This is a genomic window from Streptosporangium sp. NPDC023825 (assembly GCF_040639575.1).
In the GTDB taxonomy this organism is placed as follows: Bacteria; Actinomycetota; Actinomycetes; order Streptosporangiales; family Streptosporangiaceae; genus Streptosporangium.
In genome coordinates this window covers 42,558-66,529 of record NZ_JBFAAE010000009.1, presented here as the reverse complement: position 1 = coordinate 66,529, position 23,972 = coordinate 42,558, and the positions used below count along the sequence as shown (strand labels likewise).

Genomic DNA, 23,972 nt, shown 5'->3' with positions numbered 1-23,972 from the left:
GTGGGACCGATCAGCGGCGACGATCCCGGCTCGCCACGGTTCACCTCGCGCGGCTCACCTCGTACGGCTCACCCCGCAGGGCCGTCGAGGGCCGGAGGTCAGCGGCCCGCCGGGGAACGGCCGGCGCGCCGGGCCGGGGAGGTGAGGCCGGCGACGGCGGCGACGACCTCGGAGGGGTTGGAGAGGTCCGGCAGGACCACGTCGGCTCCCGCCTCGTGCAACTCGGCCGGGAGGGAGCGTCCCGAGGCGACCCCGATGATCGCGGCTCCGGCGATCCTGGCGGCCTGGACGTCCCTGGCCGAGTCGCCGATCAGCACGGTGTTGTGCCCGTCGAAGACCGCTCCGTACTTCCGTTTGGCGCGGCCCTGCGCGACCTGCAGGAGGGTGGCCTTGGGATAGACCTCCTCGCCGTAGCCGCCGACCTCGAAGTCGATGTGCCTGTCGAGGCTGAACGCGGTCAGCTTGTGCACCGCGTTGCTCTTGATCGTGCCGGTGAGCACCGACTGGACCACGCCGTCGAGCCTCGCCACGGCCTTCAGCGCGTCGCGGGCACCAGGCATCATCCGGCCGTCCTTGGCCAGGCGTTTGCGCCGCGCCCCGAAGGACCCGGCCAGCGCGTCGAGGAACCGGGGAAGGTGGTCGTCCCCGGCGACGATCCCGTTGATGGCGAGCATCTCGAAGACGATCTCCGAGTCGGGACGCCCGTTGGCCTGGGTCAGTTTGACCAGGGGCCTTCCGGTGACACTGCGGAAGGCCTCCGCGTATGCCTCGCGGGTGACGATCGACACGTCGACCAGCGTGAGGTCGATGTTCCAGAGGACGAGGCGATTGATCGGGAGCCTCCCGGAATGGGGGTGGATGCCCAGGGTAAGGCCCTGAGCGCACGACGACCGCCTTCGATACCGAAAGGATCCGTTTGCCGGTTCTCCCGAGATCGTGTGACGGGCCGTTCCCGCGAGATCGCGTGACGGGCCGTTCCCGCGAGATCGCGTGACGGGCCGTTCCCGCGAGATCGCGTGACGGGCCGTTCCCGCGAGATCGCGTGACGGGCCGTCCCCGCGGAGTCGTGTGACGGATCGCGTTCACGGAGTCGCGTGACGGGCCGTGCTCACGAGGTCTCGTGACGGGGACTCAGGCGTGGTCGAGCGCGTTCTCCAGGGTGTCGACGACGGGAACCCCGCAGGCCAGCAGATCGGCGCGGCTGGTCATGCCACCGGTGTAGAGGACCGCGCGTGCCCCGACGTGCTGGGCGGCGTGCGCGTCGTCCAGGCTGTCGCCGATCACCAGGACGTCGGCCGGGTCGACGCCGAGCGCGGCGAGGTGGGCCACCATCGACTCGGCCTTGTGCCCGCCGGAGGCGCTGCGCAGGCCGTCGATCCGGGTGAAGTGGTGGTCGATGCCGAATTCCGCGATCTTGGGAACCAGCCGCTCGTGCGCCCACATGGACAGCAGCGACTGCTTGCCTCCCGCGCGTTCCCAGCTCTGCAGGGTGGAGAGGGCGTCGGCGGCCAGCCCGCACTCCAGCATCAGCCGGTGGTAGCTCTCGTGGAAGCCGAGGTCGAGCCTCTCCCACTCGCCGTCCTCGAGGGCACGTCCGAGCATGCGCTCGTAGGCGGCCCAGATCGGGCGCGTGTAGACCGCACGGAAGCGGTCGGCATCGTAGGAACCCAGTCCGTACGGCTCGAACACCGCGTTCGTCGCACCAACGACGGCGTCGATGTCGTGAAACAGCGTGCCGTTCCAATCCCAAACAATGTGTCTCATATTGCCGTCCAGAATAGCGAAAATCCCCGCCGGAGCGGCGCCGCGACAGGGGAACCGGCCCGCGCGGGGCGCTCGCGGCGCGGGGATCCCGCCCCAGGCCCAGAGGGTGAGGGCACCGGGCTCCGGACGCGGCGCGAAGGTCAGCCGACCAGGTCGGGGATCTCCTGGGTGGCGTACCACAGGAGCTCGTTGGCCTCGGCGCCGTCCACGGTGAAGCGGGCGTCGTCGTCGCCGCCGTCGGCCGCGGGCAGCGCGGCGAGAGCGGCCTCGACGTCCTTCACCGCCGACGGGTCGTCCACGTGGACCGCGGCGATCAGCCCCAGCGGGACCGCCGCGGCGAGCCGCACCCGGGCGCGCTCCTCCAGGTCGGCGCTCGCGCTCACGTCACCCTCCGGTACGTCGACGGCGACGACCACCCGCCGCGCGGCGACCTCCACCCCGTCGGCACGGTCCGCGGCCAGCATCCGCAGGGAATCCCTGGCGGCCTCGGTCAGGGCGACGTACTCCAGTTCCTCGGTGTCACCCGAGACGTACCACTCGATCAACGCGGGGGTCACCGCGTAGCCGGTCAGCGGGGCCGGGCCGAGCTCCCCCACGGTGGCCACGCGGGCCAGCGCCGGGAGCGTACACGGCAGGTAGACGCGCATCCATGCCTCGATCTGTCTCTCCGACATCGGCGCCGCTCCGGCGCCGATTCACGCATCGAGTGTGCCAGTACCCGCGCCCCCCGGTGATACCGCCCGCGCGGAGCGGCACGATCCGGGGGCCGGCCGCGCTCCGTCCACCGGGCGGCACCCGGTGGACGGAGCGGGGAGACGGGCGGGCCGGGTCAGCGGAGCGTGACCTGGAACAGGGTCTCCAGTTCGGTGATGGTCAGCTCGGGGTCGCGGTGGTGCACGCCGACGATGCCGAGCCGCCGGGCGGCCTCGATGTTGGCCTCGATGTCGTCGACGAACACGCACTCCTCCCCGGCCAGGCCGATCCTGCCGAGCGCGTGCTCGAAGATCCTCGGCTCGGGCTTGCGCATGCCGATCTCTCCCGAGATGACGACCGCGTCGAAGAAGTCCTCCCAGCCCTCGCGGGGGTACTCGTTCGCCCAGGAGTTGGAGAGCAGGCAGGTGCGCAGCCCCGCGGCACGCGCCTCACGGAGCATTTCGTACATCGGCTCGACCCGGTGGAAGCGGGAGAACATCCTGGCCAGCAGCCCCTCGGCGACCGGCGGTACGCCGTCCGTCGTGATCAGCCTGGCCGCCAGGTCTCGTTCGAAGTCCAGGCCGGATATCTCTCCGCGCTCCAGGGCGTGGATCGCGTTCTCGCCGTTCTCGCCGTTCTCGTACGCGTGCACGACGAGCTCGCGCATCACCTTCCGGTAGTGGGCCTCGTCGAGACTCTCGGCGACGATCCACTCGGCGATCGCCTCGGCGAGACCGACGGTGAGCACGCCACCCCAGTCGATCAGCACGCCCTTCAGCATCTGTCCTCCTCGATGGAACGGGTTCCAGGTTAGGCGTGGACCGATGGACGGCCGAAGAAGGGGTGGTGCCAAACTGGCCGCCATGGACTTCGCGCTCAGCGACACGGCGCAGGAATACCTCGCCAATCTGACCGATTTTATGGCTACCCACGTCTATCCAGCGGAGCCGGTCTACCACGCGTGGCGCCGGACCAGAGGGCACGACAACCACGAGCTGCCGCCGGTGGTGGAGGAGCTCAAGTCCGAGGCACGCTCACGCGGCCTCTGGAACCTGTTCCTGCCCGCCGAGTCGGGCATGTCGGTGCTCGACTACGCCAGCCTGGCCGAGGTCACCGGCCGTTCCATCGACCTCGCCCCCGAGGCACTGAACTGCGCGGCCCCCGACACCGGGAACATGGAGGTCCTGCACATGTTCGGCTCGCCCGAGCAGCGGGACCGGTGGCTCAAGCCCCTGCTCTCCGGCGAGATCCGTTCGGCGTTCGCGATGACCGAGCCCGCGGTGGCCTCCAGCGACGCCACCAACATCGCCACCTCCATCAGGCGCGACGGCTCCGAGTACGTCGTCAACGGCCGCAAGTGGTTCATCACCGGGGTGGCCGACCCGCGCTGCGAGATCCTGATCGTGATGGGCAAGACCGACCCCGAAGGACCCCCGCACCGCCAGCAGTCGATGATCCTGGTCCCGATGGACACCCCGGGCGTCGAGGTCGTACGTCACCTGCCGCTCTTCGGCTACCAGGAGCAGCACGGCCATTCGGAAATCGTCTTCACCGACGCCCGGGTGCCCGCGGCGAACCTCATCGCGGAGGAGGGGGACGGCTTCCGCATCGCCCAGGCCCGGCTCGGTCCCGGCCGCATCCACCACTGCATGCGCGCCATCGGGATGGCCGAGCGCGCTCTGGAACTGATGTGCGCCCGCGCCGCCAACCGGGTGGCCTTCGGCCGGACGCTGGCGCAGCAGGGTGTGGTGCAGCAGCAGATCGCCGAGTCGCGGCTCGCCATCGAGCAGGCCAGGCTGCTCACCCTGAAGGCCGCCTGGATGATCGACACGGTCGGCGTGAAGGCGGCCGCCTCGGAGATATCCGCCATCAAGGTGGTCGCCCCGAGGATGGCGTGCGACGTCATCGACCGCGCCATCCAGGTTCACGGCGGCATGGGACTGTCCGACGACGTCCCGCTCGCGACGATGTACGCGCAGGCCCGCGCGATGCGCATATTCGACGGCCCGGACGAGGTCCACCTCCGCACCGTGGCCCGCCGCGAGCTCAAGCCGTATCTCTCCTAAAACATCCCCAAACGGACAGCGAGCGGTCCGGACTGTCGGAGATTCATCCCCTAACATCCGATTCAACGGCCGTTACGCGTTTCGCGGCCACAATACGAGGAAGATTACGAGAATGGCACTCGGGCCATATAACCGCACGTAGAAGGCATGATCGACCTCCTGCGGGCTCCATTTGCACCTTCCCTCGGTTCCCATGAGGAGGGATCATGGCAGTAGCTCAGACGAGCCGGTCACGCGCCCGTACGGCGCAGAGACCGACCACACCCGCAACGTCCACCACGCATGCCCAGGCAAGCAGGAAACAGGACGGCAACTCGCTAACGCTCAAACTTCCGATGCTGACCGTGCAGCTGCGACCGCCGCATGTTCACATGCCGCACGTCAGCAGGCAGGAGGCGGGACAGGCCGTTGACACGGCCAAGTCGTTCCTTCCTCCGGCTGAGCGCATCGTCTACTACGGGGGGCTCGGCGCGCTCGCGGTGGCGGGGTTGCTCGAATGGCCGGTAGCGGCGGCCATCGGGGTCGGGACGTTGATCGCGCAGCGTGCGCGCGGAAAGAACCGGTCGTCGAGTCCGGTCTCCAGGCCCGCGAGCTCCGCTTCCGGGTCTTCGACGGGCACCTCCGCGTCCCGGACGACGGGTTCGACATCCAGGTCCCGGACGACCGGTTCGACGTCCAGGTCCCGGGCGGGAGGCTCCACCTCCCGGACCACACCCGCGTCCCGTACGGCGGCGTCCGCGTCGCGCACCGCCTCCAAGGCCGCGAGCACCGTGTCCCGGGCCGCGGGCACCGCCGCGTCACGCACCACGGGTGCCGCGACCCGCGCGGCCGGCACCGCATCACGCACCGTGGGCGCCGCCACCCGCGCGGCCGGCACCGCCGCCTCTCGGGCGACCGGCGCCACACCACGCACCAAGAGCTCCACATCCCGGACGACCGGCACGACGTCCCGGGCGAAGAGCCCCACCTCACGGACCCGGAGCACCACCTCCCGCACGGGAGGCACCACCTCACGGACCACGAAACCCGCGTCACGCACCGCGGGTGCCGCGACCCGCGCGGCCGGCACCGCATCACGCACCGTGGGCGCCGCGACCCGCGCGGCCGGCACCGCATCACGCACCGTGGGCGCCGCCACCCGCGCGGCCGGCACCGCCGCCTCTCGGGCGACCGGCGCCACACCACGCACCAAGAGCTCCACATCCCGGACGACCGGCACGACGTCCCGGGCGAAGAGCCCCACCTCACGGACCCGGAGCACCACCTCCCGCACGGGAGGCACCACCTCACGGACCACGAGACCCGCGTCACGCACCGCGACCCGGGCGGCCGGTACCGCGACCCGGGCCGCGGGCACCGCGAACCGGGCCGCGGGCACCGCGACCCGCGCCGCCGGTACCGCGAACCGCGCCGCGGGCACCGCCACCCGCGCGGCGAGCACCGTCGCCTCCCGGGCGACCGGCGCCACACCACGCACCAAGAGCTCCACATCCCGGACGACCGGCACGACGTCCCGGGCGAAGAGCCCCACCTCACGGACCGCGAGCACCGGCTCCCGGACCACCACGTCCACCTCACGTTCACGGGCCACGAAGCCCGCGTCCCGGGCCACGAAGCCCACGCCGCGGACTGCGAGGCCCGCGTCCCGGGCCACGACGTCCGCGTCACGATCTTCGGCGTCCACTTCCCGCACCGCGGGCTCCGCCTCCCGGGCGAGGAGTTCGGCCCGCGGTAGATCGTCCAAGTGATCGCAGCGACGGGGCCGATCAGGCCGCGCGTAACCACGGCCTGATCGGCCCCGTCATCTTGCCTGCCGGAGATCTGAATGTTCGTGCCCCGTCTGCTGTCCGTGCCCGCGGAAACCCTCTGGAACGTCGTGCCCGGTGCGATCAAGGTCGTGCCCGCCGCGGTCATGAACGCCCTGCCGCGTTCGCGCGGCAAACGGGTCTGTCCCGGAGGGCTCCATGTCGATCTGCGCGTGATCGGCTCGCCTGGCAGCGAGCCGATGGCCCGGCGCCTGGAGAACGCCCTGCTGAAGCTGGAGGGGGTCGAGCGGGCCGAGGTCAACGGAGTACTCAGCTCCGTCTTCGTGGGGTGTGACCCGGGGGCGATCGATCTGGAGAAGCTGCTGTCGATCGTCGACGCGCTCGACGGCGAGGGCTCGGGGGACGACGACGATCTGACCGACGGCTACGACGACCTGGACGAGGACCTAGAGGACCTAGAGGACGCAGAGGACGCCGAAGACGAGGACGCCGAATCCGGCAAGGTCTCGTCGCCGGAGCCGGGGTCCCTCGTTTCCATGCTGGTGCAGCACCACACCGCCAGGCTGGTGGAACGGCAGACCCGTGCCGGCATCCGGCTCGGCGCGAGCCTGATCGGGGCGGGCATGGCGTTCACCGGGCACGCGCTGCGCGCACCGTCGATCCCGGCGATCTTTCCCGCCCTGCTGGGCCTGGCCGAGTCCACCCCGAGGGTCCGCCACGAGATGGAACGCCACCTCGGCGGCCCGGCCACCGTCACCCTGTTCACGACGGCGAGCATCATCACCCACACGCTGGCGCTGCGCCGGGTGGGGATGCTCGTCCAGTCGGCCACCGCCGCCGGCCGCTACATCGAGGCGCGCGACACGCGGCGGGCCTGGGAGGCGCGCCAGCACGAACTGGCGTCGCGGAAGGGCTCCTACCGCCACATCCGCGCGGCCGGGAAACCACGCCCCGCGCCCCTGGCCCACAGCCCCGTGGACCGGCTGGAGCGCGTCGCGAGTCCGGTGGCGGCCGGCGCCTCCGGGCTGACGTACCTTCTCAGCGACGGCCACGCGCGCGCCGTCGCCATGCTCACCGCGACGACGCCCAGGGCCGCGAAGCTGGGCCGCGAGTTCTTCGCCGCCGCGATCGGGCGTGCCATGGCGAGACGCGGCGCGATCGTTCTCGACGATCGCGCCCTGCGCCACATGGACGGCGTCGACACGGTCATCCTCGACGCCGACGTGCTCGGCACCGGTTCGTGGGAGATCGACCGCATCGTCCCCCTCGGCGACGCGGACTCCGCGAACGGCGAAGGCCTCGACGGGCTGCGCGCGCGACTCCTCACCCTGATCGACGTCGACGACCCCGGCGCACGGCGGGAACGCGACGGGTGGAGGGCCGAGCCCCTCGCGGGCCCGGCCGGGCTCGTCACGGAGGACGCCGAGGACTGGGAGACCCGGGGGATCCGGGCCGTCCGCGTGACGAGGAAGGGCGTTCCGGCCGCCCTGGTCGGCCTGGCGCCGCGCGTCGACCCGCTGGCCGACGCGATCGTCGCCGCGGCCAGGGACGCGTGCGCCGTGACGCTCGCGGGGGGCGGCGCGGAACTCGGCCTGCGGCTCGGCATCGACGAGATCGTGCCCGGCGGTCCCCGGCTGGCCCGGTCGGTCCGCGCGCTCCAGGCCGCCGGCCACGGGGTCGCCGTGGTGTCGGCGCGCCGGATGGCCGCGCTGGCCCAGGCCGACCTGGGCATAGGCGTGCTGCGCGACTCGGGCCGGGTGCCCTGGGACGCGGACGTGATCGCCGAGCTCGAGGAGGTCCACCTGCTCCTGAGCTGCCTGGGACCGGCGAGGAGGACGAGCGAGCGCTGCGTGTGGCTCACCGCCGCGGGAACCGCCGCCGGAGGCGTGTTGACGACCCTCGGACCGGCGGAGGAGTCACAGCACAAGGCGCAGCTCGCGAGCAGCTGCACGTCGGTGGCCACCCTCGTCACGGGCGGGTGGGCGGGCTGGCACGCCGGGCGGGAGGCCCCGCCGGCCCGGGTCGACCGGACCCCCTGGCACGCGATGCCCGCCAAGGAGGTCCTGGCCCTGCTGGGCTCGTCGGCCGCCGGGATCAGCGAGGCCGAGGCCGCGCGGCGCAGGTCCGCCACGGGATCGGGAGAGCCGCCGGGCCCCGATTCGCTGCTCCGCGTGTCCGTCGAGGAACTGGCCAACCCGCTGACCCCCGTCCTGGCGGCCGGGGCGGGCCTGTCGGCCCTGGTCGGCTCGGTGTCGGACTCGGTGATGATAGGCACGGTCGTCCTCGCCAACGCGCTCATCGGAGGGGGCCAGCGATACAGCGCCGACCGGGCGCTGCACCGCCTGACCGAGGCGGTGGCGGTTCCCGTGCGGCTGCGCCGCCCCCGGGAGAAAACAAGCACGAAGGAGAAGACGGGCACGAAGGAGAAGGCGAGCGCGACTCACGCTCCCGGGCATGACGTCCAGGAGAAGCCGAGCTCCCGCCCCCACGAGCAGGCGCACGCGACCGTCGAGGACCTCGTACCCGGCGACGTGGTGGAGCTGCGCGCGGGTGACACCGTGCCGGCCGACTGCCGCGTGCTCAAGGCCGTGGGCCTGGAGATCGACGAGGCCGCCCTCACCGGCGAGTCCCAGCTCGTCACCAAGTCACCGGAGCCCGTCGACGCGCCCGCCATCGCCGACCGGACCTCGATGGTCTACGAGGGGACGACGGTGGCGGCCGGCAGCGGGCTGGCCGTGGTGGTCGCGGCGGGCGAGGCGACCGAGACGGCCAGGACCGCCAGGCTCGCCGCGGAGCGGCCTCCGGTCACGGGCGTGCGGCTGCGGCTGCGGGAGCTGAGCCGGCGGGTCCTCCCGGTCGCGGTCGGGTCCGGCGTCGTCCTGCTCGCCGCCGACCTGCTGCGCGGCAGTTCGGCGCCGCAGGCGCTCGCGCCGGCGGTGAGCCTCGCCGTCGCCGCCGTACCCGAGGGGCTGCCGTTCGTCGCCTCGGTCGCGGAGCTCGCCTCCGCGCGGCGGCTGTCGACCCGCAACACCCTGGTGCCCAACCCCTCCACGATCGAGGCCCTCGGCCGGGTCAACGTCCTGTGCTTCGACAAGACGGGAACCCTCACCGAGGGGCGCATCAGCCTGCGGTGCGTCTCGGACGTGCAGGACGAGCGCACGCTGGAGGATCTGACGCCCGAGCTGCGGCACATCGTGACCGCCGGGATGCGCGCGTGCCCCCGGCACGACGAGGGGCGCCCCGTCCCGCACCCCACCGACCGCGCCGTGCTGAAGGGGGCAGAGCGGCTGGGGGTGACCGAGAAGGGGACCGGAAGCTGGGAACGGGTCGACGAACTTCCCTTCGAGCCGGGACGCGGCTACCACGCCGTGCTCGGCAAGGGCGACTCGGGCCCGCTGCTGAGCGTCAAGGGCGCCCCCGAGATCGTGGTCACTCGCTGCACGTCCATCCTTCGTGACGGCCGGGTGGTCCCTCTCGCGGACCACCTCGTGGCGGAGATCGAGAAGGAGCTCGACCAGCTCGCCCGGCAGGGCTACCGGGTGCTCGCGGTCGCGGAGCGCTCCGCCTCCGACCGCCGCGACCTCGACGAGTCCCGCATCCAGGACCTGTGCTTCCTCGGGTTCCTCGGCCTGGCCGACCCCGTGCGGCCCACGGCCGCCGAGAGCGTCGGCCGCCTCACGCGGGCGGGCGTGCGCATCATCATGATCACTGGCGACCATCCGAGCACGGCGGAGGCGATCGGCGCCGAGCTGAACGTGCTGGACGGCGGGCGGATCATGACGGGGCCCGAGCTGGACGAGATGGACGACGACACCCTGGTGGAGGCGTTGCCGGACGTGACGGTCTTCGCCAGGACCACCCCGGCGCACAAGGCGCGGATCGTCGGCTGCCTGCGCCGGACCGGCAAGGTCGTCGCGGTCACCGGCGACGGCGCCAACGACGCTCCCGCGATCCGGGTCGCGGACGTGGGGATCGCCCTCGGGTCCCGCGCCACCCCGGCGGCGCGGGCGGCGGCCGACATCGTGGTGACCGACGACCGCATCGAGACGATCGTCGACGCGATCATCGAGGGCAGGGCGATGTGGGGCTCGGTCCGCGACGCCCTCAGCATCCTGCTCGGCGGCAACATCGGTGAGATCGTCTTCGCGGTCGGATCCAGCCTGATCAGCGGCGGGAACGTGCTGAACGCCCGGCAGCTGCTGCTGGTCAACCTGCTCACCGACATGCTGCCCGCGATGGCGGTGGCCTCCCGGCCGCCGGCGGCCACCAGCCCGGAGAGGCTGCTTGACGAGGGCCCGGAGGCCTCGCTGGGCGCCTCCCTGACCCGGGACATCTACCTGCGCGCCGCCACCACGGCGAGCGCGGCGGGCCTGGCCTGGGCGATCGGCCGGGTGACCGGTACGCGCGGGCGGGCGGACTCCATGGGGCTGGTCGCGCTCGTGGCGTCGCAGTTGCTGCAGACCCTGGCCCTGGGCAGCCGGGACCGCCTGGTGGTGCTGGCCTCGCTCCTGTCCCTGGGCGTCCTGGGCATGGCCGTCTCGGTTCCGGGGCTCTGCCGGTTCTTCGGCTGTCACTTCCTGGGGCCCGTGGGGTGGACCGTCGCCCTGGGAAGCGCCGCCACCACGACGGCCGCGGGGGTGGCCTTCCAGGCGTCGACACAGGGAACGTCACCGAACGTTCACCAAACGGCAACCTCATGACTGGTGACTTAGACTCCTTTGGTACGGATTATCGCTTTAAGACCCCTTTCTCCCTGTGAGGTTGTTATGTCCGGATTCATCTCCACCGTGCTCGCGAAGGCCGCCGTCATGCTGATCGAGGCCCTGCTCACGCGCATCGTCCAGTCGCTCGTCATCTCGCTGGCCAGGACCGGCAACCTCCAGCTCGCCTGATCCGGCCTCGCGGCAGGGCCCCTGGATCCCCTTCCAGCGGGCCCGTGAGGTGATTTCAGCGGGCCTGTGAAGTGACTTCAGCGGGCCCGTGAGGCGATGAGCCGGGCGACCTTGAGGTGCTCGGCCGAGCGCAGCACCCGCTCGGCTTCGGCCGGGTCGGCGACCGGCGCCCTGTCCAGCAGGCCTCGGGCGGCCTTCAGCGTCAGCAGTCGCCGGACGGACTGGTCGAGTCTCGCCTTGGAGATCTTCCCGGACGCCACGGCGGCCAGCAGCGCCCGATGGGCCTCGCGGTAGTCCGGCGGCATGAGCAGCAGGTCCACCCCGGCCTGGATCGCCCGTACCGCGACCTCCCCGTCCCCGTACTTCTTGCGCACCCCGGCCATGTCCAGCGCGTCGGTCGAGACGACCCCGTCGAAGCCGAGTTTCTCCCGGAGCAGCCCGGTCAGGATCGGCTTGGAGAGGGTGGCCGGGTCACCCGAGGGGTCGAGCTTCGGCATCACGACGTGCGCGCTCATGATCGCGTCGACGTCCTTGCCGATGGCGGCGGCGAACGGCGGGGCGTCCAGCCTGTTCCACTGGGAGCGGGAGTGCCCGATCACCGGCAGGCCGGTGTGGCTGTCGACACCGGTGTCGCCGTGGCCGGGGAAGTGCTTGGCCGTGGCCCCGATCCCCGCGTCGTGGAAGCCCTGGACAGCGGCGGCGACCATCGGCGCGACCTTCTTCGGGTCCGAGCCGTACGCGCGCGGGCCGATCACCGGGTTGCGCGGGTTGAGGTTGACGTCGGCGACGGGCGCGAAGTCGAGGTTGACGCCCAGGGCGCGCAGTTCGGTGCCCGTCACCTCGGCGGCCCGGCGGGCCAGCGAGAGGTCGCGGGTCGCGCCGATGACCGACGCCCCGGGGAGGGGGGTGACCAGCGGGGCGAGGCGGGAGACCTTGCCGTTCTCCTGGTCGGTGCCGATCAGCAGCGGGATCTCGGGGGACGCCTTCTGAAGGCCGTTGGTGAGCGCCACGACCTGCCGGACGCTCTTGACGTTGCCCGCCCAGGGAAAGAGGATCACCCCGCCGGGGCGGTAGCGGGCGATCATCTTCGCCGGGGTGTCCACGCCGAACCGCGCCTGGTTCTCCCCCGACGCCGTGTCGGCCGACGGGCCGTACAGCACGGGCATGAACAGCTGGCCGACCTTCTCCTCCACGCTCATCGAGGCGAGCACGCCCTCCACCCCCGCCACCTCCGTCGTCGCGGAGGCCGCGGCGGGAACGGACGCCTCGGGGAATTCGGGGGACCCGGGAGTCGCGGCCGCGGTGTCGGCCGGTGCCGCCGCGTCGGCGCTCGCGGAGGTCTCGCCCGCCCGCGTCGCACCGGACACGGGCGGAGCGGTCCTGCCCGCCTCCGCGCATCCGGCCACCATCGTCGCGATCACCGCGATACCCGTCACACGTCTCCACCCAGCCATGCCGCTTACGCTATCCGGGCCCGCGCCCCGGCGCCCGCCCATCCACCCGGTCATCATCGGCCACACGCCTTCCACCGACCGGTGCTCTCCGGCCCGTACGTCACCCATGAAGAAGTCCGCTCACTGAAGAGGTCCGCCCACGTCACAGAGCCAGACCGGCCAGACCGGGCAGGTGCGAGCGCGCCTCGGCACGCGCCTGCCGCGGGGAGGCGGCGGCCCGCGCGGCCGTGGCCGCGAGATGGCACTGCTGCCGCGTGTGGCGCGACAACGCGGCCCGTACGGCGGGCAGCGCCGGGGCGGACATCGACAGCGAGGTGACCCCGAGCCCGACGAGCACGCAGGCCAGAGCCGGGTCGGCCGCGGCCTCACCGCAGGCCCCGCACTGCCTGCCGCGCTCCGCGGCGCCCGCCGCGGCCAGGGCGACCAGGTCGAGCAGGGCGGGTTGCCAGGCGTCCTGGAGCCCGGTCAGCGCGCCCAGCTGCCGGTCGGCGGCCAGGGCGTACTGGGCCAGGTCGTTGGTGCCGATGGACAGGAAGCCCGCCCGGACGGCCAGGTCGGAGGCGCGCAGGGCCGCCGACGGTATCTCGATCATCACGCCCGCCGACGGCAGCCCCGCCGCGTCGCAGGCGTCGGCGAACCAGGCGGCCTCCTCGGCGGTGGCCACCATCGGCGCCATCACCTGGAGCCTCGCCGACGAGCGCGCGGCCGCCGCGGCCAGGGCGGCGAGCTGGGTGTCCATGATCTCCGGATGCGTCCTGAACAGCCGCAGTCCCCGCTCCCCCAGCGCGGGATTGGGCTCGTACGCTCCCGGCGGCAGGAAGGCGAGGGGCTTGTCGGCACCCGCGTCGAGGGTCCGCACGATCACCCTGCCGCCGGGGAAGGCGTCCAGCACCTCCAGGTAGGCGGCCTCCTGCTCCGCCGCGGAGGGCGCCTCGGCCCGGTCGAGGAAGAGGAACTCGGTCCGGTAGAGCCCGATCCCCTCGGCCCCGTGCTCCAGCGCGGCGGCCACGTCACGGGGCCCGCCGATGTTGGCCAGCAGCGGCACGGCGTGCCCGTCGGCGGTCGTCCCCGGCCCCGTGGCGGAGGCCAGCACGGCCTCCCGCGCGGCGGCGGCGTTGCGCGCCCCGAGGAGCTCGTCGTCGGAGGGCGCGGGCCGCACGAGACCGGAGGCCCCGTCGACCAGCACCGGCGTCCCCGGCACGATCGAGGTCGCCCCCGGGCAGGCCACCACGGCCGGCACCCCCATCGCGCGGGCGAGGATCGCGGTGTGGCTGGTCGGGCCGCCCTGCTCGGTGACGAAGGCCGCCACCACCTCCGGAGACAGCAGCGCCGTGTCGGCGGGCGCCAGGTCGCGGGCGACGAGGACGTACGGCTGCCCGGTGTCCGCGGGAACGGCGGGCATGCCGGGCACGGTCCGGCCCTCGATCACCGCGACGGCGCGGTCCCTGACGTCGTCCAGGTCGGCGACGCGCTCGCCGAGGTATCCCCCGGCCGCGGCGAGCAGGTCGCGGTAGTGGCCGAACGCCTCGTAGACCGCGCGGGCCGCGGCGGTGCCCGCCTCGACCAGCGTGGCCACCCCGTCCGCCAGGCCGGGGTCGCGGGCCATCATGGCCTGCGCCTCCAGGATCTCCCTGGCCTCGCCACCGGCGCGGGCCCCCCGCGCCTCCAGGTCGGCGGCGACCCGCTCCAGCGCCCGCCCGGCCACGGCCAGCTCCGCGGCCGCGTCCCCGGCGCCCCCGCCGTGCCGGGAGTCCGGGGCCGGGACGGTCGCCTCGTACGCGAGCACGTAGGCGGGACCGACACCGACCCCGGGGCTCACCCCCACCCCGGTGAGGGTGCTCACGGCGCCGACGCGATGCCGGCCAGCTGGTCGAGAAGCTCGTCGGCTCCCTCGCCCTCCGCTCTGATCATCACCGTGTCGCCCTCCCTGACGTCGAGCGCGAGGACCGCCAGGATGCTCTTGGCGTTCACCGGCTCCCCGGACCCCTTGGCGACGGTGACGTCCAGGGACGACTTGGCCGCCGTCTGGACGAACGTCGCGGCGGGCCGGGCGTGCAGGCCGACCTCCGCCTTGACGGTGACTTGGCGCTCGGCCACGTGTTCCTCCCAGAAGTTCGCCCGCGGTCTAGACCGCGGGACCATTGATGCTCGGCAGGGGCCAGTCGACCCCCGTCAGATCCGCGACCACGAGATCGGCCTCGGCCAGCTCAGTGCCCGGGTACGTGGTCGCTATGCCCACGCACGCCATACCGGCCGCCTTGGCCGCCGCGATCCCGGCGATCGAGTCCTCGAACGCCACACAGTGTGCCGGATCGACCGACAGGCGTGCGGCGGCGAGGAGAAACCCCTCGGGGTCGGGCTTGCCCACGGCCACGTCGTGGGCGGAAACGATCGTCTCCAGCAGGTCGCGGATACCGACCTGCGTCAGCCGCTCCTCCGCCCAGTCACGGCCGGCGGAGGTGACGACCGCGATCGGCGAACCGTGCGCCGAGACCCTGCGGACCAGTTCGGCGGCGCCGGGCACCGGCACGATGTCCGGCAGGCCGGGATGGTCCTGGAAGGAAAAAACCTCCTCGATCAGGTCGTCGATCCGCTTGCCGGGGAAGAGATGGGCGCTCTCCGTCAGGACGTCGCGCCCGCGCCGCCCCATGAACCCGCGCAGCACGACCTCGTCGTGGACCACTCCGTGGCTGTCGAGCAGCATCGACCACATGGCCATGCTCCGCCGCTCGCTGTTGATCAGCGTCCCGTCGAGATCGAAGAGCGCCGCCCTCACCGGCGGTCTCGCCGTCGTCCCCATTCCCGTCACCACTCCCGGCTCCGTTCTCGTCCGCACGGCCGTCGCCCGCGCCCGCGTCCCACGTTCCTCGCCCTTTCCCCGCTCCGCGAGCCCTCAGGCGGGATCGCTCCACTCGAAAAGCTCGTCACCGGCGCCCACGGCCCCCGTGGCGAGGCCGGTGACGGAGTTCGCGGCGGCGTCCAGCGCCACGACCGGGCAGATCGGGTAGCGCCCGCCCGCCTCGATCCCGGCCGGGTCCCACGCCACCACCGGCTGCCCCGCGCTCACCCGGTCGCCCTCGGCGGCGAGCGGCTCGAAGCCCTCCCCCCTGAGCTCGACCGTGTCGATGCCCAGGTGGACGAGGACCCCCCTGCCGTCTTCGCCGACGACCACGAACGCGTGCGGGTGCAGCTTGACGATGGTGCCCGCGATGGGGGAGAGCACCCGGCCGGGCGCCCTGTCCGGCTCGATCGCCATGCCGGGCCCGACCAGTCCCTCGGAGAAGACCGGGTCGGGCACCGAGCCGAGCCTCACGGCCACCCCCGCGACCGGTGCCAGAACTGTGGTCACCGCACCCCCCTCGGCATGCCGCCGCCCGCGAGGGCGGCCCGTCCGCGCCCCCGGCCGCCCACGCGTGCCGCCCGGGCACGCCCCGCCCGCGAGAGCGCCCTTGTCAGCCCCTACCGGCTCCTGTCGGCCCTCGCTCAGCCCATGATGTCCTCGATGTCGCTGGCGATCGTGTCGGCCTCGGGACCCACCACCACCTGGACGACGTTGCCCGTCGCCATCACGCCGTGCGCGCCGGCCGCCCGCAGGGCCGCCTGGTCGACCTTGGAGGCGTCGCGCACCTCGGTGCGGAGCCGGGTGATGCACGGTTCGATCTCGATGATGTTCTTCGCACCACCGAGTCCAGCGATGATCGCGTCGGCGTCGGCCGCCATGTCGCCCTCCAGATGTGATCACCCTGTTCCCAAGGCTATGACCAGGCTAAAGGACATATCGCGATCAGTCGGTCTGGGTCACCTTGTTGAGACCGCGGGGGGCGTCGGGGTCGATCCCCAGCCTGCGCGCGAGGGCCTCGGTGAGCAGCTGACCGGGGACGATGAGGCCCAGCGGGGCGACCCACTCGGGAAGGTCGGGGCCGTTCAGCGCGGCGGTGGAGACCGAGGAGAGCGCGGTACCGCCGCCGACGGTGTAGGCGGAGGCGCCCGCACCGGTCACCCGCTCGGCGAGCGCCACGGTGCCGGCCAGGGTCGGGCCCTCCCCCGCAGCGACCAGGATGGCCGGGGTGTCCTCGTCGACCACGGCGATCGGGCCGTGCAGCAGGTCGGCGTACGACAACCCCATGGCGTGCAGGTAGCACGCCTCCTTGAGCTTGAGCGCCAGCTCCAGCGCGGTGGAGAAGGCGAGCCCCCGGCCGGAGACCACGACGCCCGGCTTGTCGGCCAGGCCCTCGACGATCGCCTCCAGGTCACCCGGGTCGCCGACCAGCTTCTCGACCGCGTCCGGCACCCGCTGCAGGTCGGCGGCGTCGACGTCCGCGCCCAGGCCGAGGGCGAGCACGGCGAGCGCGGCGAGCTGGGTGGTGTAGGTCTTGGTGGCCGGGACGGCCTTCTCCTCGCCCGCGACCGTGCACAGGGCGAGGTCGGCGGCCTGGGCCAGGGGGCTCTGCTCGCCGCCGTTGGTGATGGCCACGGTCCTGGCGCCGCAGTCCTTCGCCCAGGCGAGGGTCTCGACGATCTCCTCGGTCCTGCCCGACTGGGAGAGTGCCACGGCCAGCACGCCGTCGAGGTCCAGCCTGCGCCGGTAGGTCGTGGCGATCGAGGGGGCGGCCAGAGTGGAGAGCCTGCCGGTGTGGGTCTCGGCCAGGTAGCGACCGTAGACTGCGGCGTTGTCGGAGGTGCCGCGGGCGATGAACAGCAGCTGGCGGGTCTGCCCCGCGAGCCGCTCCACCTCCCCGACCCGGGGAAGGAGGGCGTCGAGCGTGGCTCGCAGCGCGGCGGGCTGCTCGGCGATCTCGCTGCGCATCTTGGTCGTCATCTCGCGCTCATCCTTCGCTTCGGACGGACGAGACCGGGCCGTTATCGATCCGTCTCCGGTCCGTACGTTGACACCCTTTTCCGGCCTGTGGTCTAGTCCGGACTAGACCAGTACGAACCCTAACTCATGCGACATCTCAGATCGAGGGGGGAGGATCCTGTGGCCCAGATCGATCCGGACAGCCCGGTGCCCAAGTACTTCCAGCTCCGGGAGATCCTGCTCGATCTGATCGAGAACAACGAGCTGGCGATCGGCACGGCGATCCCGTCCGAACGCGAGCTCTGCCAGCGCTTCGGGCTGTCGCGCATGACCGTACGGCAGGCCGTGGACCACCTGGTCTCCGAGGGCAGGCTCCAGCGGGTGGCGGGCAAGGGTACCTTCGTGGCCCGCCCCAAGATCGAGATGTCCCTGCGGCTGACCTCCTTCAGCGACGAGATGCGCGCCAGGGGCATGGAGCCCGGCTCCCGCGACCTGGACCGGCGGGTGGTCAGGGCCAGCGCGCACCTGGCCAGGGAACTCGGCATCCAGCCGGGCGACGAGGTCCACTTCATCGAGCGGCTGCGGACCGCGGCCGACGAGCCCATGTGCATCGAGCGGGCCCACATCCCCGTCTCCCTCGCGCCCGACCTCGACACCCACGACCTGACGGGCCGCTCCCTGTACGCCCTCCTGGAGACCCGCTACGGCCTGGTGCTCGACGCCGGTGAGCTCACCATCGACGGCGGCATCGCCGACCCCGGGGACGCCGACCTGCTGAAGTTACCGCGCGGCGGGGCCGTGCTGCTGCTCCAGCGGCGCTCCTTCGCGGGAGGCGTCTGCGCCGAACTCGGGGTGTCCACCTATCGCGCCGACCGCTACCAGCTCCGTACGATCCTGGAGATACCGGCCCGCCGCGCCTGATCCCGATGCCCGCCCGACCACGCCCCGTCCGCCACACCCGTTCCGGCCGCCTCCAGAGCACGTCCCACCGGCCGCGCCCGTCCCGGCCACGGCCGGACCACGGCCCACCCGCCACGTCCGTTCCGCCCGTCTCCCGGCCCCGCACCGCCGCCGTCACACCCCGTCCCGTCCCGCGCGACCGCCCCTTCGCCGCCCTCCTCCCTTCCAGCCCTTGGAGGAAAGCCCGATGAGCTCTCTCCCGGCGGACGCGGGCCCGCCCGCCGCCCACCCGGGGTCCGCCGTGATGAACGTGCTCCAGCGCCTGGGACGTTCCCTGATGCTGCCGATCGCGGTCCTGCCGGCCGCGGGCCTGCTGCTCAGGCTCGGGCAGGACGACCTTCTCGGCCGGACCGACGACGCCCTGCTCGACGACGTGGCCCGCGTCGTCGGCACCGCGGGCGGCGCCCTGTTCGACAACCTGCCCATCCTGTTCGCGATCGGCGTCGCCATCGGGTTCGCCCGCAAGGCCGACGGCTCCACCGCCCTGGCCGCGCTCGTCGGCTACCTGGTCTTCCACGCCGTCAGCATGAACATGTTCTTCATCCTCTTCGACGCCGACCTGAGGGAGCCCATCACCACGGAGGTGTTCGACAGGACCAACCCCGGCGTTCCCGAGGCGGTCCTGAACCTCGGCGCGCAGAACCCGACCCGGGTGCTCGGCGGCATCGTGATGGGCCTGGTCTCCGCGCTGCTCTGGCAGCGCTACCACCGCACCAAGCTGCCGACCTGGCTGGCCTTCTTCGGCGGGCGCCGCCTGGTGCCGATCCTCACCGCCTTCGCCGGGCTGGTGATCGGCGTGCTCCTCGGCTTCGTCTGGCCGGTGCTGGGCGGCTGGGTCCGCGCCTCGGGCACCTGGCTCGCCTCCAACAGCGAGCTCGGCGCCGGGGTGTACGGCATGATCAACCGCGCCCTGCTCCCGCTCGGCATGCACCACATCGTCAACAACGTGATCTGGACCCAGGTCCCCGAGTGCGTGGTCGACGGCAAGAAGCTCGCCGGGGACCTGATCTGCTTCAACAACGGCGCCGTCGGCTACGGCGGCTTCGAGGCCGGCTTCTACCCGGTCCTGATGTTCGGCCTGCCCGCCGCCGCGATCGCCATCTGGCGGGCCGCGCCACCGCACCGCCGCACCGCGGTCGGCTCGATCATGATCTCCGCGGCGCTCACCGCGTTCCTCACCGGGATCACCGAGCCGATCGAGTTCGCCTTCATCTTCGTGGCGCCGGTCCTGTTCGTCATCCACATCGTGCTGACCGGCGTCTCCATGGCCCTCGCCTCCGCCCTGGGCGTCAAACTCGCCTTCAGCTTCTCCTCCGGGCTGATCGACCTCGGCCTGTACGGGACGGCGCCCAACGCCCGGGGGGTACCGATCATCATCGTGATGGGGCTGGTCTACGCGGTGATCTACTACACCGTGTTCAGTTTCCTGATCAGGAGGCTGAACATCATGACCCCCGGCCGCGAGCCCGAGCCCGACGTCGACTCCGGCGAACCCTCGGCCCCGGCGCGGGGCAGGGCGGACACCGGCCCTCCTGCCACCCGGGAGACGCACCGCCCTCCCCCGGGCCCTGAGCCGCCCTCCCCCGAGCCGCCCGCCGCCTGACCCGGCCTCCGCCCGAGGAGGCGCGACGGAGGCGCGACCCGCCTGGCCCGGCCTCCGCCCGGGGGCGCGACGGAGGCGCGACGCCCTCCTGCGAGCCTGGGCCGATCCCCGCCCGGCAGGCGCGCCGAGCGGTTTCGGCCGTCCACCGGAGATCACGGTCCCGGCCGCAACCCGCCCCCTCGCGAGGACCGACCACTCCAACCCGGGGTCACCTTCTCCGCCCAACAGGGCGAAGCGACCGGGATCCACCGGAAGTTGGCGGACGGCGTATCTGGGCGGCGGACCGGAAACTCCCTGATGTGTCAGTTTCTCCGCCCCAGCCGAGCACATCGGAGTTCCCATGTCGCCCCCACGACGTCCGGCCTCGCTCCCCAGGATCGCGCCCTCCCCCGCCGCCGAGCCTCCCTACGACGACGACCGCCCCGCCGGTGACACCCCGGCCGTGCCGCCGTACGTGCAGGGCACTCTCGCCCTCGCCCTCGATCCCGGAACGCCAGGCTTCCCGGCCGGGAAACCGCTGGTCTGGGGCTCGCCCGGCGCGGTTCCCGACGAGCGCCGGCTGCGGGCCCTCGCGCAGGCCGTCGCCGAGATCCTGTCCGGCAGGCGCCCTCCGGCGAGCGTCTCCTGCCACATGACCGGCAGGGCCCAGGCCGAGCTGGCGCGGAGCGGGAAGATCATCACCAGCGCGCGGCCGCCCCGGGTGGGCCGGGCCCACGTCTCCCAGCCGGAGGACGGGGTGGTGGAGATGTGCGCCGTGGTCGACTGCGGCGACCGCTCGCGCGTCCTGGCGCTGAGGCTGGAACGCAGGGGCGTGCGGTGGCTGTGCACCGAGTTCGAGACGACCCCTGACCCGCGTCCCGTACGGGGAACGGCTCGCGACACGCCGCCCGGCCACCGGCCCGCGCTCGCCTGAGGGGCCCGGACACGCCGGAGGGCCCGCACCGTGCGTGGTGCGGGCCCTCCGGCGGCGGTCAGACCTCGACGTGCTTGGGGTCGCCGTGGCAGCGCTTGTACTTCTTGCCGGAACCGCAGGGGCACGGGGCGTTGCGCTCGACGTTGCCGTACGCGTCACGCTCGGCCTTGGTGCTGATCCGGGTGTGCTCCACCTCGCCGCTCTCGCCCGGAGCCGTGTACTCCAGCTCGGTGGGACGCTGCGGGGCGCGCAGGCCGCGGGCGATGATCGAGCGGGTCTCCGCGATCGCGGCGTCCTCGGAGTGGTCGTGCTCCTCGACGATCGGGTTGCTCTGCACCTCGACCTCGAGGTTGAACAGGTAGCCGACCGACTCCTCCTTGATGCCCTCGAGCATCTGGGAGAACATCTCGAAGCCCTCGCGCTGGTACTCGATCAGCGGGTCGCGCTGGGCCATCGCGCGCAGGCCGATGCCCTCCTGGAGATAGTCCATCTCGTAGAGGTGCTCGCGCCACTTGCGGTCGAGAACCGACAGGATGACGCGGCGCTCCAGCACCCGCATGCCCTCGGGGTCCATCGCCTGGGCGTTGATCTCCTCTTCGCGACGGTCGTAGGCGGCCATCGCGTCGGCCTTCACCTTCTCGGTGAGGAGCTGGGCGGTCAGCTCCTCGCGGCCCCCGGCCTCCTCGATGAGCTGCTCGGCGGTGATGCTGATGGGGTACAGCTGGCCGAGGGCCTTCCACAGCTTGTCGAGGTCCCACTCCTCCGCGAAGCCCTCGGCGGTGGCGCCCGCGATGTACTCGTCGATCACGTCGTTGACGAAGCCGCGGATCTGCTCGTGCAGGTCGGCGCCCTCCAGCACCCGGTGACGCTCGGCGTAGATCACCTTGCGCTGCCGGTTCATGACCTCGTCGTACTTCAGAACGTTCTTGCGGATCTCGAAGTTCTGCTGCTCGACCTGGTGCTGGGCGGAGGCGATGGCCTTGGAGACGATGCCCGACTCGATCGGGACGTCGTCGGGGATGTTGAGGCGCGTCATGATCATCTCGACCCTGGCCGAGTTGAACAGGCGCATGAGGTCGTCCTCGAGCGAGAGGTAGAAACGCGACTCGCCCGGGTCGCCCTGACGGCCGGAACGGCCGCGGAGCTGGTTGTCGATGCGGCGCGACTCGTGCCGCTCGGTGCCCAGCACGTACAGGCCGCCGAGCTCGGTGACCTCGTCGTGCTCGGCCTGCACGGCCGCCCTGGCCTTCTCCAGCGCCTCGCCCCAGGCCTTGTCGTACTCCTCCGGGGTCTCGACCGGGTCGAGGCCGCGGCTGCGCAGCTCCAGGTCGGCGCGGAAGTCGGGGTTGCCGCCGAGCATGATGTCGGTGCCTCGACCGGCCATGTTGGTGGCCACGGTGACGGCGTGCTTGCGGCCCGCCTCGGCGATGATCGCCGCCTCACGGGCGTGGTTCTTGGCGTTGAGGACCTCGTGCTTGACGCCCTTGCGCTTGAGCTCCTTGGCGAGGCGCTCGGACTTGGCGACGCTCGTGGTGCCGACCAGGACCGGCTGCCCCCGCTCGTAGCGCTCCTTGATGTCCTCGACGGTCGCCATGAACTTGGCGTCCTCGGTCTTGTAGACCACGTCGGCCTGGTCCTTGCGGATCATCGGCCGGTTCGTCGGGATCGGGACGACGCCGAGCTTGTAGGTCTGGTGGAACTCGTTGGCCTCGGTCGCCGCGGTACCGGTCATGCCGGAGAGCGTCTCGTAGAGGCGGAAGTAGTTCTGCAGCGTGATCGTGGCGAGAGTCTGGTTCTCGTCCTTGATCTTGACGCCTTCCTTCGCCTCGATGGCCTGGTGCATGCCCTCGTTGTAGCGGCGGCCGTGCAGGACGCGACCGGTGAACTCGTCGACGATCAGGACCTCGCCGTCGACGACGATGTAGTCCTTGTCCTTCTTGTAGAGCTCCTTGGCCTTCAGCGCGTTGTTGAGGAAGCCGACCAGGTGGGTGTGCTCAGGCTTGTAGAGGTTCTCGATGCCGAGCCAGTCCTCGACCTTCTCCACGCCGGACTCGAAGATGCCGACCGTGCGCTTCTTCTCGTCGACGGCGTAGTCGCCGGTGTTCTCCTCGCCGTCCTTGCCCTCGGTACCCCTGCGGAGCCGGGGGACGATCTTGGAGAACTCGGCGTACCACTTGCCGGACTGCTCGCCGGGACCGGAGATGATCAGCGGCGTCCTGGCCTCGTCGATGAGGATCGAGTCGACCTCGTCGACCACGGCGAAGTGGTGGCCGCGCTGGACGCACTCCTCGAGCGACCACGCCATGTTGTCGCGCAGGTAGTCGAAGCCGAACTCGTTGTTCGTGCCGTACGTGATGTCGGCGTTGTACTGCTTGCGGCGCTCGTCGGCGGGCATGTTGGCCAGGATCACGCCGACCTCGAGACCGAGGAAGCGGTGGATCCGGCCCATCTCGTCGCCGTCACGCTTGGCCAGGTAGTCGTTGACCGTGATGACGTGGACGCCCTTGCCCGAGATGGCGTTGAGGTAGGTGGGCAGCGTACAGGTGAGGGTCTTGCCCTCACCGGTGCGCATCTCCGAGATGTTGCCCATGTGCAGGTTGGCCCCGCCCATGATCTGCACGTCGAAGTGGCGCTTGCCCAGCACGCGCCGGGACGCCTCACGGACGGTGGCGAAGGCCTCGGGAAGCAGGTCGTCGAGGGACTCGCCCTCGGCGTAGCGCTGCTTGTAGTCGTCGGTGAGCGCGCGAAGCTCGGCGTCGGTCAAGCTCGTGAAGTCGTCTTCAATGGAGTTGACCTGGTCGGCGATCCGCTTGAGCTTGCGCAGAAGCTTGCCTTCGCCGGCGCGAAGAATTCTATCGAGAAAGGCTGGCACTTTAGGTAAAGCTCCTCGCAGGTCTTCCGCGGCCGGACCGGCCCGGCTGAGGACGAGACATGGTTCTCCGCTGCCATCGTAGGCGGTTCCGCCACCAGACACAGCCACCCTGAAAGACGCTCTTGTGGCCGATGGAGTTCCTTGCCCGCTTCTTTGAGAGAGTACGACCAGCTTCAGAGGGTATGCCGCTC

19 protein-coding genes are annotated in these 23,972 nt (G+C 71.9%); 6 read left to right on the top strand and 13 right to left on the bottom strand.

Annotated features, from left to right (window positions below; translation table 11 throughout):
• Nucleotides 1-98: 98 nt before the first annotated feature.
• From AB0G15_RS11170 to AB0G15_RS11155, 4 genes are all read right to left on the bottom strand, one after another.
• Nucleotides 99-833 carry a haloacid dehalogenase-like hydrolase gene (locus AB0G15_RS11170; protein ID WP_362837785.1) on the bottom strand — a complete coding sequence of 245 codons (735 nt, stop codon included), beginning with the start codon at nt 831-833 and terminating at the stop codon, nt 99-101.
• A 298-nt stretch (nt 834-1,131) separates the two neighbouring features.
• Nucleotides 1,132-1,764, bottom strand: coding sequence for an HAD hydrolase-like protein (locus AB0G15_RS11165; protein ID WP_362679327.1), 633 nt, complete (start codon nt 1,762-1,764; stop codon nt 1,132-1,134).
• 140 nt (nt 1,765-1,904) lie between these two features.
• Complete coding sequence (locus AB0G15_RS11160) at nt 1,905-2,411, bottom strand: hypothetical protein (RefSeq protein ID WP_362837783.1); 507 nt, start codon at nt 2,409-2,411, stop codon at nt 1,905-1,907.
• A gap of 182 nt (nt 2,412-2,593) precedes the next feature.
• Nucleotides 2,594-3,238: an HAD family phosphatase gene (locus AB0G15_RS11155; RefSeq protein WP_362837583.1), complete on the bottom strand. Its 645-nt coding sequence runs from the start codon at nt 3,236-3,238 to the stop codon at nt 2,594-2,596.
• An 82-nt stretch (nt 3,239-3,320) separates the two neighbouring features.
• On the opposite strand from AB0G15_RS11155, the gene AB0G15_RS11150 reads away from it, so the two are divergent.
• Entirely contained in the window at nt 3,321-4,523 is a 1,203-nt protein-coding gene (locus AB0G15_RS11150) for an acyl-CoA dehydrogenase family protein (RefSeq protein ID WP_362837581.1), read from the top strand.
• A gap of 454 nt (nt 4,524-4,977) precedes the next feature.
• Here the strand turns inward: AB0G15_RS11150 and AB0G15_RS11145 are convergent, their stop codons facing one another.
• Nucleotides 4,978-6,216 carry a hypothetical protein gene (locus tag AB0G15_RS11145; RefSeq protein ID WP_362837579.1) on the bottom strand — a complete coding sequence of 413 codons (1,239 nt, stop codon included), beginning with the start codon at nt 6,214-6,216 and terminating at the stop codon, nt 4,978-4,980.
• Between the two features lie 132 nt (nt 6,217-6,348).
• On the opposite strand from AB0G15_RS11145, the gene AB0G15_RS11140 reads away from it, so the two are divergent.
• Both AB0G15_RS11140 and AB0G15_RS11135 read left to right on the top strand, forming a co-directional pair.
• Complete coding sequence (locus AB0G15_RS11140) at nt 6,349-10,989, top strand: HAD-IC family P-type ATPase (RefSeq protein ID WP_362837577.1); 4,641 nt, start codon at nt 6,349-6,351, stop codon at nt 10,987-10,989.
• A gap of 66 nt (nt 10,990-11,055) precedes the next feature.
• Nucleotides 11,056-11,181, top strand: a complete 126-nt coding sequence (locus AB0G15_RS11135) for a hypothetical protein (RefSeq protein ID WP_362679309.1) — start codon at nt 11,056-11,058, stop codon at nt 11,179-11,181.
• A 77-nt stretch (nt 11,182-11,258) separates the two neighbouring features.
• On the opposite strand, the gene AB0G15_RS11130 is transcribed toward AB0G15_RS11135, so the two are convergent.
• From AB0G15_RS11130 to AB0G15_RS11100, 7 genes are all read right to left on the bottom strand, one after another.
• Nucleotides 11,259-12,617 (bottom strand): glycoside hydrolase family 3 protein, encoded by a 1,359-nt coding sequence (locus AB0G15_RS11130; protein WP_362837575.1) that lies wholly within the window; start codon nt 12,615-12,617, stop codon nt 11,259-11,261.
• A gap of 160 nt (nt 12,618-12,777) precedes the next feature.
• Complete coding sequence (gene ptsP / locus AB0G15_RS11125; RefSeq protein WP_362837573.1) at nt 12,778-14,478, bottom strand: phosphoenolpyruvate--protein phosphotransferase; 1,701 nt, start codon at nt 14,476-14,478, stop codon at nt 12,778-12,780.
• Nucleotides 14,475-14,732, bottom strand: a complete 258-nt coding sequence (locus AB0G15_RS11120; RefSeq protein ID WP_362837571.1) for an HPr family phosphocarrier protein — start codon at nt 14,730-14,732, stop codon at nt 14,475-14,477. Before AB0G15_RS11120 ends, ptsP begins: the two co-directional genes overlap by 4 nt.
• 28 nt (nt 14,733-14,760) lie before the next feature.
• On the bottom strand, nt 14,761-15,471 hold the full coding sequence (locus AB0G15_RS11115) for an HAD family phosphatase (protein ID WP_362837569.1): 711 nt from the start codon (nt 15,469-15,471) through the stop codon (nt 14,761-14,763).
• Nucleotides 15,472-15,528: 57 nt separating this feature from the next.
• A complete protein-coding gene (locus AB0G15_RS11110) occupies nt 15,529-15,984 on the bottom strand; it encodes a PTS glucose transporter subunit IIA (protein WP_362679294.1) in 456 nt (151 codons plus the stop codon).
• Nucleotides 15,985-16,118: 134 nt separating this feature from the next.
• Entirely contained in the window at nt 16,119-16,355 is a 237-nt protein-coding gene (locus tag AB0G15_RS11105; RefSeq protein ID WP_362837567.1) for a PTS glucose/sucrose transporter subunit IIB, read from the bottom strand.
• A gap of 64 nt (nt 16,356-16,419) precedes the next feature.
• Nucleotides 16,420-17,454, bottom strand: coding sequence for an SIS domain-containing protein (locus tag AB0G15_RS11100; RefSeq protein ID WP_362837565.1), 1,035 nt, complete (start codon nt 17,452-17,454; stop codon nt 16,420-16,422).
• Between the two features lie 159 nt (nt 17,455-17,613).
• Here AB0G15_RS11100 and AB0G15_RS11095 point away from each other — a divergent pair, with 159 nt between their 5' ends.
• The 3 genes from AB0G15_RS11095 (at nt 17,614) to AB0G15_RS11085 (ending at nt 20,909) form a co-directional block, all read left to right on the top strand.
• The gene (locus tag AB0G15_RS11095) at nt 17,614-18,354 is read left to right on the top strand and encodes a GntR family transcriptional regulator (RefSeq protein ID WP_362837563.1); all 741 of its coding nucleotides are present in this window, start codon (nt 17,614-17,616) and stop codon (nt 18,352-18,354) included.
• A 226-nt stretch (nt 18,355-18,580) separates the two neighbouring features.
• Complete coding sequence (locus AB0G15_RS11090; protein ID WP_362837561.1) at nt 18,581-19,996, top strand: PTS transporter subunit EIIC; 1,416 nt, start codon at nt 18,581-18,583, stop codon at nt 19,994-19,996.
• Between the two features lie 340 nt (nt 19,997-20,336).
• A complete protein-coding gene (locus tag AB0G15_RS11085) occupies nt 20,337-20,909 on the top strand; it encodes an Rv3235 family protein (RefSeq protein ID WP_362837559.1) in 573 nt (190 codons plus the stop codon).
• A gap of 58 nt (nt 20,910-20,967) precedes the next feature.
• On the opposite strand, the gene secA is transcribed toward AB0G15_RS11085, so the two are convergent.
• Complete coding sequence (gene secA, locus AB0G15_RS11080) at nt 20,968-23,781, bottom strand: preprotein translocase subunit SecA (RefSeq protein WP_362837557.1); 2,814 nt, start codon at nt 23,779-23,781, stop codon at nt 20,968-20,970.
• Nucleotides 23,782-23,972: the final 191 nt, after the last annotated feature.

Coding starts and splice junctions, on each gene's coding strand:
- AB0G15_RS11165 (WP_362679327.1), bottom strand. CDS start 1,764: ATGAGACACATTGTTTGGGATTGGAACGGCACGCTGTTTCACGACATC.
- AB0G15_RS11160 (WP_362837783.1), bottom strand. CDS start 2,411: ATGCGCGTCTACCTGCCGTGTACGCTCCCGGCGCTGGCCCGCGTGGCC.
- AB0G15_RS11155 (WP_362837583.1), bottom strand. CDS start 3,238: ATGCTGAAGGGCGTGCTGATCGACTGGGGTGGCGTGCTCACCGTCGGT.
- AB0G15_RS11150 (WP_362837581.1), top strand. CDS start 3,321: ATGGACTTCGCGCTCAGCGACACGGCGCAGGAATACCTCGCCAATCTG.
- AB0G15_RS11140 (WP_362837577.1), top strand. CDS start 6,349: ATGTTCGTGCCCCGTCTGCTGTCCGTGCCCGCGGAAACCCTCTGGAAC.
- AB0G15_RS11135 (WP_362679309.1), top strand. CDS start 11,056: ATGTCCGGATTCATCTCCACCGTGCTCGCGAAGGCCGCCGTCATGCTG.
- AB0G15_RS11105 (WP_362837567.1), bottom strand. CDS start 16,355: ATGGCGGCCGACGCCGACGCGATCATCGCTGGACTCGGTGGTGCGAAG.
- AB0G15_RS11100 (WP_362837565.1), bottom strand. CDS start 17,454: ATGACGACCAAGATGCGCAGCGAGATCGCCGAGCAGCCCGCCGCGCTG.
- AB0G15_RS11090 (WP_362837561.1), top strand. CDS start 18,581: ATGAGCTCTCTCCCGGCGGACGCGGGCCCGCCCGCCGCCCACCCGGGG.
- AB0G15_RS11085 (WP_362837559.1), top strand. CDS start 20,337: ATGTCGCCCCCACGACGTCCGGCCTCGCTCCCCAGGATCGCGCCCTCC.